This window comes from Pseudozobellia sp. WGM2, assembly GCF_017810075.1.
In the GTDB taxonomy this organism is placed as follows: domain Bacteria; phylum Bacteroidota; class Bacteroidia; order Flavobacteriales; family Flavobacteriaceae; genus JADNYK01.
Map to the genome: position 1 here is coordinate 1 of NZ_JADNYK010000032.1, position 666 is coordinate 666.

The window sequence follows — 666 nt, forward strand, 5'->3', positions numbered from 1 at the left end:
GCCTGTTGAGATACCCTCGGGCCAGTCCGTCCCCGGAGATGCAGATCTCCCCGGCGACCCCTTTGGGGAGCAGGTTGTGGTCGGAATCGAGAATATATATCTGGGTGTTCCAGATTGGAGATCCAATTGTAGATGGTATAGTTAGGCTCCTTCTGTATTTATAAAAGCTACTCCAAACACAACATTCTGAGGGTCCATATTCGTTATATACATTGCAATTATTAAAAGTTTCGGTTTTATGGATTTCTAATATTAGAGAAGTATGAGAATATTCTCCCGCAAGAATTACTTGTTGAAGTGAATTTTCAATTTTTGATAATTCAACTATTAATATTTTAAAGTATGTTGGAACGGAAAGTAATTGATTTATATTTTTTTTTGAAATATAACTTGCAACGTATTTGGGGTTTTCTAGATTATTTTTTGATATTAAATTTAATTCTCCAGAAGAGCAAATGGTTCCGAATATACCAGCAATAGAACTATCAAAAGATATAGATGATAAGAGTAAAAATTTTGCGTTTTTATAATAGATATTTATTCTTGATACGGTTGAATCGAATAGGCTTTTATTCTCTATCATGACCCCTTTTGGTTTCCCGGTGGAGCCTGATGTGTATATCACGTATGCGAGGCTGTCCCGATTTGCCTTGTTTCGGGTGTTTT

General features: G+C 35.9%; 1 protein-coding gene. It reads right to left on the minus strand.

Features of this window, described 5'->3' with window-relative positions; genetic code table 11:
* Window positions 1-666 (minus strand): AMP-binding protein (locus IV512_RS19660; RefSeq protein ID WP_209406456.1); only part of this gene is annotated, 666 nt, incomplete at both ends.